This window comes from Micromonospora sp. NPDC049081 (assembly GCF_040648835.1).
GTDB lineage: Bacteria > Actinomycetota > Actinomycetes > Mycobacteriales > Micromonosporaceae > Micromonospora > Micromonospora antibiotica.
Map to the genome: position 1 here is coordinate 1 of NZ_JBEZEK010000005.1, position 7,560 is coordinate 7,560.

Annotated in this window: 7 protein-coding genes and 1 pseudogene; 1 reads left to right on the top strand and 7 read right to left on the bottom strand. The window is 69.3% G+C overall.

The window, feature by feature from the left end; translation table 11 throughout:
* From AB0B63_RS10060 to AB0B63_RS10090, 7 genes and pseudogenes are all read right to left on the bottom strand, one after another.
* Positions 1-395: pseudogene (locus tag AB0B63_RS10060) on the bottom strand (IS3 family transposase); the annotation flags it as partial.
* On the bottom strand, positions 392-700 hold the full coding sequence (locus AB0B63_RS10065) for a transposase (protein ID WP_076474250.1): 309 nt from the start codon (positions 698-700) through the stop codon (positions 392-394). The pseudogene AB0B63_RS10060 and the gene AB0B63_RS10065, both read right to left, overlap by 4 nt.
* Before the next feature lie 239 nt (positions 701-939).
* Entirely contained in the window at positions 940-1,368 is a 429-nt protein-coding gene (locus tag AB0B63_RS10070) for a hypothetical protein (protein WP_357017086.1), read from the bottom strand.
* A 192-nt stretch (positions 1,369-1,560) separates the two neighbouring features.
* On the bottom strand, positions 1,561-2,196 hold the full coding sequence (locus AB0B63_RS10075; protein ID WP_357016556.1) for a hypothetical protein: 636 nt from the start codon (positions 2,194-2,196) through the stop codon (positions 1,561-1,563).
* A gap of 24 nt (positions 2,197-2,220) precedes the next feature.
* Positions 2,221-2,481: a hypothetical protein gene (locus AB0B63_RS10080; RefSeq protein WP_095563279.1), complete on the bottom strand. Its 261-nt coding sequence runs from the start codon at positions 2,479-2,481 to the stop codon at positions 2,221-2,223.
* A 66-nt stretch (positions 2,482-2,547) separates the two neighbouring features.
* Positions 2,548-3,216 (bottom strand): hypothetical protein, encoded by a 669-nt coding sequence (locus AB0B63_RS10085; protein ID WP_357016560.1) that lies wholly within the window; start codon positions 3,214-3,216, stop codon positions 2,548-2,550.
* Entirely contained in the window at positions 3,213-5,837 is a 2,625-nt protein-coding gene (locus tag AB0B63_RS10090; protein ID WP_357016562.1) for an FtsK/SpoIIIE domain-containing protein, read from the bottom strand. Before AB0B63_RS10090 ends, AB0B63_RS10085 begins: the two co-directional genes overlap by 4 nt.
* Positions 5,838-6,396: 559 nt before the next feature.
* Between AB0B63_RS10090 and AB0B63_RS10095 the strand changes: the two genes are divergently transcribed.
* Positions 6,397-7,539, top strand: a complete 1,143-nt coding sequence (locus AB0B63_RS10095) for a serine/threonine-protein kinase (protein WP_357016567.1) — start codon at positions 6,397-6,399, stop codon at positions 7,537-7,539.
* Positions 7,540-7,560: the final 21 nt, after the last annotated feature.

The window sequence follows — 7,560 nt, forward strand, 5'->3', positions numbered from 1 at the left end:
TGTTCGGTGATGTCGGCCAGCCACAACCGGTTCGGGCCGTCGGCGGTGAAGTCTCGCTTGACGAGGTCGTCGTGAACCGGTGGACCGGCCTTGCCACCCTTGCCGCGCTTCTTGCGCTTGCTGAAGGCGCTCCACCAGCCGTTGTCCGAGCAGATCTTCCACCCGGTGCGCTCTGCCATCGGCTCTCCGGCGGCGCGGGCCTCATCGATCAGGAACCGGTACCCGAACTCCGGGTCATCGCGGTGGGCGTCGACCAGGGCGTTCGCGCGGTAAGCGGCGACGAGTTCGGCGTCGCGGACGGGCCGGGCGAGCCACCGATAGTAGGGCTGGCGAGCGATGTTCAGTACCCGGCACGTCACCGCGACGGGGATGCCGTCGGCGGCCAGCTCGCTCACGAGCGGGTAGAGCCTTTTCCCGGCAGATGCGCCTGCGACAAGTAGGCAGCAGCCCGGCGCAGGACCTCGTTCTCCTGCTCCAACAACCTGATCCGCTTGCGGGCCTCGCGCAGCTCAGCTGACTCGCCACTGGTCGTGCCGGGTTTCGCGCCGGCGTCGACGTCGGCCTGGCGCAGCCACTTGAACAAGGTCATCGGGTGGACTCCGAAGTCCTTGGCGATCTGCTCGACGGTCACGCCTGGCTCGCGGTCACGAGCGACACGCACGACGTCATCGCGGAACTCTCGGGGGTAGGGCTTGGGCACAGCAACATCCTTCCAGCCCGCCCGCAGGGCAAGCCATCTCAGATGTCACCTATCGGTGCAGCAGACCCGCAGCCGACCGAGGGCAAGCGGAAGGTAGAGCCGATTTACGACGAGCAGAGCGATGTAGGTCCCCGCCAGCCCAGCATCCAACGGCTCCCGCAAGCCGACGAACCGGCACCGCGCGACCCGGCGGCTGGCTGACCCTTCATGGCGTGGTGGAGTGCGGTGACGGCCGGTGCTCAGCCACCGGCCGTCGCCACCGCCACTAAATGCTTACCGACGAGATCCTGGGCCTGCTTGACCTCGTCCACGCCCTCTTCGAGGCGGACGGGCGCCTGCCGGCACGCACGCACCGCGCTGTTCAGCAGGTTGTTGCCCCCGCCCCGGCTGACCCTCTGAAAGTGAGCCTGGGCCTTGTTCACCGAGTCGACGACCTCGGCGATGCCGCGACCCACCTGATCGAGCGTCTGCAGCACCATGCTCAACTCCGCCATGACCGAACCGATGGGACCGCCACCCCGCCCGGCGGTGATCCGATCCAGTCCGGCGTTCATGGCCCGCCCGGCCAAGCCGCCGACCTTCATGCCGGCGTACGCAGCACCCACCGCCACCCAAGGTGAGGGCTGGTGGCCAGCGGCATCGACTGCTGCGGTGGCCGCCACAGCAATCCCAGCGCCAGCCACCTTCCCGACCTTCTCGCTGACCTTGGTGATGCCTTCCCGAGCGGACTCGATGGCGGTGTCACGGAGGGCACCGACCGTTGCCGTCAGCGCGCCAGCAGCTTTCTGTCGCGCCCCGGGTCTGCCCAGGTCCCTGGTTCGTCCCCGCTGGCCACGCCCTCTCGTCCAGGCCATCGACAGCTACCGCGCCAGGTCGAGGAATGCGCAGCCAGACGCGACCAGCAACGGAAGAGTCTTGGCGAGCTCGCTTGCCACCTCGGCGGCGGTAGCTGCCTCCACGTCCTCGCCGGCCTCGCGCTGCTCCTTCGCACCCGCCTCGAAGTCAGCGCACGCGTCCCATAGCGAGCCGACGCTCGAAGAGTAGGCCCACATGCCATAGACGGTGTAGTTGACCTTCGCGTGCGCCTGCCCGTTATGGCCGATGAGGCGTCGGTCCGGCTCCTCGGGGGTGTTGCCCATGCCTTCCGCGAGCGGATGGAGCTTGATCCGCCGGAACGCCTTCTCCAGTTCACCGTCCGGGTCGAACTCGATCAGTAGCCCTCGGCCGAGGAGCCGGTCGATGACCGGCCCGGGGGTGGCAGGTTCGTTGCCGGCTGCGATCACATCCCGCTGAAGTGTCTCGCGGTTGACCTCCAAGCGAGCGTGCCGCTCTGGGTCGAGGAAGGCTCGCCCCCATACCTGGAACTCTTCGTCGGTCAGTTCCTCGGAGTCGCTGCCGAGCCGCACCTCCCAGTACTCCGGGGTCGGATCGGGCGGGGTGACGTACCGGTAGGAGGGGCCGAGGTTGAGGCCGACGGGGACGATGATGGTGGGCATCGGGTGACCTTCCGAGGATCGGAGTCAGAGGACGGCGTTGTACTTCTCGGTTTGGGCGATGGCGGCCTGGATCAGGCCGGCACCCTCGCCGAACTTCTGTTTGGCGGCGCTCAGTTTGCCGATGGCGCCCATGACGGCGGGCTGCTGGGTGCCGGCGGCGAGGGCCTGGAGCACGGCTATGGCCCGGTCGACCTGGGCGTTGACGCCGGCGAGCTGGGCGAGTGCCTTGTCTGCCTCGGATTTGCCGTGGGCCAGGCCTGCCTTGATGTCTCCGATGGTGGCCACTGAATGTTCCTCCCCTGGGTCGTGGTGTCCAACGCCCCGCCACCGGTGGCAGGTGCGTCTGCGGGTTCAGCCTCGGGTCGCGGCAATGAAGATGAACCACAAGATCGGCATGCCGACAAAACAGATCACTCCGCCTGCGCGGGCGGACCGGGTACCCCCTCCGCCGATGCGCGGTTGGCCGACGAGGCTGATCGTGAGGTAGCCGGCGAAGAACGCCAGCGCGGGCAGCCCACACAGCGACCAGGGCACGAGTTGCCACGGAATGCCACCGAGGTCGGCGTCGGGGCTGACGGCGAACATCAGCAGTGAGGCGAGGGTGCCGAGGGTCGCTGCGGCGGCGTAGACGAGGGCATTGCGGGCCAGCGGTGTGAGCCCGGGCAGCAGTGGTGGTTGCGCGGCCTGCCGGTGGGCGTGCTCAGCGGCCGCGTCGGCCGCGTCGGCGGCTGCGGCGGCCCGGCGCAGGGCCTCGGCTGGGTCGGGGACCGGGCTGAGGGCGATGCCGCCGATGTGCGGCTCGGGCAGGCGCAGCGTGGCGGCGAGCTGGTGAAGGTGTTGTCGCTGGGCGGCGAGCCGGTGGGTGATCTGGTCGAGGGCGGCCCGACCGCTGCGGCTTGCTGCGGCCTGCTGCTCAGCTCGTGAGCGTTCGTTCTGTAGCAGGGTGGCGAGGCGGCGGGCGTGGTCGGTGTAGGCGGCCCAGCCGCCGTCGCGGGGCATCGGGGTGCCTGGGTCGGTCATGAGAGGTCGTCGATCTGGTCGAGGGTACCGGGGCGTACGTAGGGGACGATGAGGGTGCGGCGGTTGTCGTTGCGGTCGATCAGCAGGGCCCGGTTGGGTCGGGACTGCCACTCGGAGGCGTAGTCGTCGAGCAGGGAGCCGATGTCGCTGCTGGGCAGGTTGAGCGCGACGAGGCAGGCGACCTCGCCGCTGCCGGTGGGGCCGAGGTCGTCATTGAACCGGCTCAGGGTGCGCCACCAGCCGAGCAGGTGCACGCCGTGGCCGGGACCGTTGGCCAACACGGCCCGCAGGTCCTCGTGCCCGGAGCGGTAGGTGGTCGGGTCGCTAGCCGCGAGGAGGTTCGTCGCGGCATCGGCACCGAACACCACCAGGTACGTCGCCTGCCCGCCGCCAGGCTCGGACTGCTGGGCGAGGTCGACCAGATGCGTCCGATACTGGGTCGAAGTGATCGTTTCGCACGGATGGCCAGCTGCGGTGATCGCCTCGACGGCGGCGTCGGCCGCCTCGTCTGCAGCGGCGACAAGCGGCGCGACCAGGAAGCGGGCGGCGCCGGGGGCGTGCTGGCGGGCCAGGCTGACCGCGGCTGCGTACAGGATGTCGGCTCCGACCGGGGAGGTGCCGAGCACGGCCAGGTGGCTACCTGGAGTGGCGTCGAGGGTGAACCCGGCGGTCGGCAGGCCGACGTCGACGGCGCGGCCTACCAGGGCCCGCCGCCGACGCACGTCCGGGGAAAGGCGGACGAAGGTGGGATCGGCGTCAGGATGCTGCTCGGCGTAGCCAGCGAACACCGCAGGTGGCGCGTCGCCCGGCGGGCGGGCGTTCCACAGCAGGTGTCGCTGCGCGGTCACCGACGCGGCATCGGCATTCGGGAAGCGGATCACCCGATTCGCTCCCACTATCCCGGCCGCCGCGTTGACGACGGCTCCGCCAATCGGAAGGTTGTCGGCACCGTCGTTGAGTTGGTCGAGGATCCCGCCGCCACCGGCGAGCGCGACCCGCAGCGGGAACTGCCCGAAGATCGACTCGGTCTTGGTGAACAGCGCCTCCACCCCGGAGATCGTCTGCGACGCCAGGACCAGGTGGATGCCGTACGAACGGCCCTTACGTGCCAGCTCCTCCAGCAGCGCCACCGCCTGCCGGGCCACCGCGTCGTTGCCTTCGAACAGCACATGAAACTCGTCGATCACCGCCACCAGCCGCGGCATCGCCACATCCGGCCGCCCGGCCCGCAGGTCGGCCAGCTTCGTCACCCCGGCCCGCTTCAACTCAGTCGCCCGTCGCGTCATCTCCCGCGACAACGTCCGCAGCACCGCCAGCCCGTACTCCCGATCGGACTCGATACCCACGGTGCGGGCGTGCGGAATCCACGACGGATCCACCGCCGTCGGGGTGAACTCCGAGAACGACACCCCCTCCTTGAAGTCCAGCAGATACAGGCCCAACTCGTCCGGGGAGTAGCGCGAGGCCAGACCGTAGAGCAGATCCAGCAGGAAGACCGTCTTGCCCGACCCGGTACGACCACCCACCAGCCAGTGCGGCGTCGCATCATCCAGCGCCAGCACGCACTCGGCGCGGCCCTCTCGACCCACCGCGGTGCGCAGCCCGCCGACCGACGACTCCTGCCAAGTCTCGGTCGGCATCAACGCCGCGAAGTCCGTCGACGCCTGTACCCGCGCCGCTTTCGCCAACCTGCGACAGACCGTCTCGACCACTTCGTCCGGCGGGCCCCCGTCCAGCCGCATCGGCACCGCCAAGCCCGTGCCGTCTTCGCTGAACCGGTACGGACCCGGCGGGTCGGAGACCCGGAACAATCCGCTGCCGGCCGCCGCCAGATGCGTCGTCCGCTCCAAGCGAGGCACCGCCTCCAACCCCGGGTGCTGCGGCGGCGGATAGCCGGCCACCAGGAGGAACACACCTGCGGCCGGACCGGCGTGCGCGATCGCCGCCAACCGCGACCACTCCGTACGCCCCGCGCCCTGCGGCAGCGCCGCGACACACACCAGCAGCACCGACGGATCGGCCGCGCCGGCCTGAACCCGCTCGATCCGCTCCTCCGCCTCCGCCAGCACCTGCTGGAAACCCGGCAGATCGATCGCGGGGCGCCGCCAGGCCTCCGCCTCCACCATCGCGCGGAACGGACCGAACACCGCACCGAGCGTCGCCCCGTCAACAGCCGTGACCTGAAGCGCCCCATCCGGCAACGCCGCAAGCACTCGCAGCAGCAACCCGCGCAGCCACCGTGCTACGGACGGATCGCGGGCGTCGCTGTCGATGGTCAGATGACCGGCACCCAGGAACGGCACGACGACACCGAAGACGCTGCCAGCGACTGCGGATGCCTCACCCAGCCGAACAGGAAGTGGACGAACCACAGCCGCATCCACACCTGTCGGAAGGCTCGCGGCAGCAGCGTCCAGCCGGCAACCGAGCCAGCCCGGCGTCAGTCCCTCGGCCATTCGCTGCATACCGGCGGCGAAACGCCGAGCACCTTCACTGGCCTGCGCTGACACGCCGTCCCCGCCGGCACCAGCGTGCAACCGCGCACGGGCGGCCTCCGCATGCGATACCGCTTCTCGATGGGCCGTCACCGCCCGACCGAAGGCCGACGCCACCGACTCCATGCCAACGTCTCCCCGGGACCGATGGACCGCGATCTCTGGCGCCGACCCTATCCAACGACACCACCCGTAGTCAGTCCCGTATTGCTCAGCGTGCTGAGCGATGGTGGTGAGGTGGTCTCTACCATGGCGAGGACATGCTTAAGCCATCGCACCGCCAGCAGGGGGTAGCCGGCCACCGCCTGTCACCGCGGGGCGGGCCGCCTGCTGCTGCCCCTCACGGTTCCCACTCGTTGGCGGAGGTCTCACGAGTGGGAACCGCATCACGGTGGTCAGCTGCTGGCGCGTGTAGCTGCTCATCAGGTGTCCATTTGGGGAGGAGCGCTCTTGCCGAACTACGTTGCGCTTGGGACCTCACGCATCTTCCGTTCGATCAGGCGGCGCAGCGACGGGGCTATGACGACGTCAAGGGACTGAAGAGGTGTGAACGTCGGCTTTTCAGCTACAGCGACGTCACTGATTGGCCACGGAGCGCGTCGTGGCTCGCGGTCGGTGCGCCGTTTCGGCACACTGGCCAGAGTGGATCTGGGTGCACGGTGGGCGGAAAAGCGCAGAATGTCGAATGAGTGAGCTCCCGTCTCGCATCGGCCGATACGCGGTCAGTCGTAAGCTCGGCAGCGGCGGTATGGGTGAGGTGTTCCTCGCATACTCGCCCGCGGGTTCGCCTGTGGCGGTGAAGGTCATCCGAAGTGATCGGCTGGATCCGGTCACCCGCGCCCGGTTCGAACGAGAGGCCGCCGTCGCCCGGACGGTGATCGGCACGAATCGCATCGCCCGATTCCTGGAAGCGGACCCCTACGCGGACCGTCCCTGGCTGGCAATGGAGTACGTCCCGGGTTACACCCTGCATGAGTACGTACGCGAGCACGAGGTGCTACCCGTGGCTCTGGTGGCGAGCCTTGGCGCGCTCGTCGCGGAGGGCCTGGAGGCGGTACATAGTGCTGGCCTCCTGCACCGGGACCTGAAGCCGCAAAACGTGATAGTCGGCGCAGACGGCCCGGTGATCATCGACTTCGGTCTGGCGGCATTCGTCGATGCCTCGTCGTCGCACGACTCCCTGTCGACCAGCGGGATGATCATCGGCTCGGTGCGCTGCATGCCGCCTGAGCAGGCCGGCGGGAACCCGCGGGTTACCGCGGCGGCCGACGTCTACGCGCTGGGCACCGTTCTTCTGTACGCGGCGGCCGAACACTACCCGTACGACGGGCCATCGTGGCAGGCCATCATCTGGCAGATCACGAACCCCGAGATCCAACCGGATCTCACAGGGGTCCCCGCCCGTCTGCTCCCACTCCTGCGGAAGATGCTCGCCTTCAAGGCCGAGGAACGTCCGACGATCTCCGACGTGGCTGCCGCCTGTGCCGAACTGCTGGCGGACGCCTCCATCAGCCCGGCCGACGCACGGTTGGCTCTCATCGGCAGGACCGCCGGCCGAAATCCGAGTCTGCGGGAGGGCCAAGTGCCGTCGCCGTCGATCGAGGCAAGGCTCGACGAGCTGAGTGCTGTGGGCGGCTCGGATGCGGATGGGCCGCTCGATGTGCCTCCGGCGCCTCCCGAGCCGGTGGAAGCAGGGGCGCCACAGATCGCGGAGCCCGAGGCCCCTGAGCCACCGGTTCGGCCTCGGGAGCGTCCACCGCGACGGCCGGCGTCCAGCCGGGTGGCGGCGGAGTTGCGAGCCGCCTACGCGGCTCAACCGACCCTGTAGCAGGGTGTAGGGCGGTCGAAC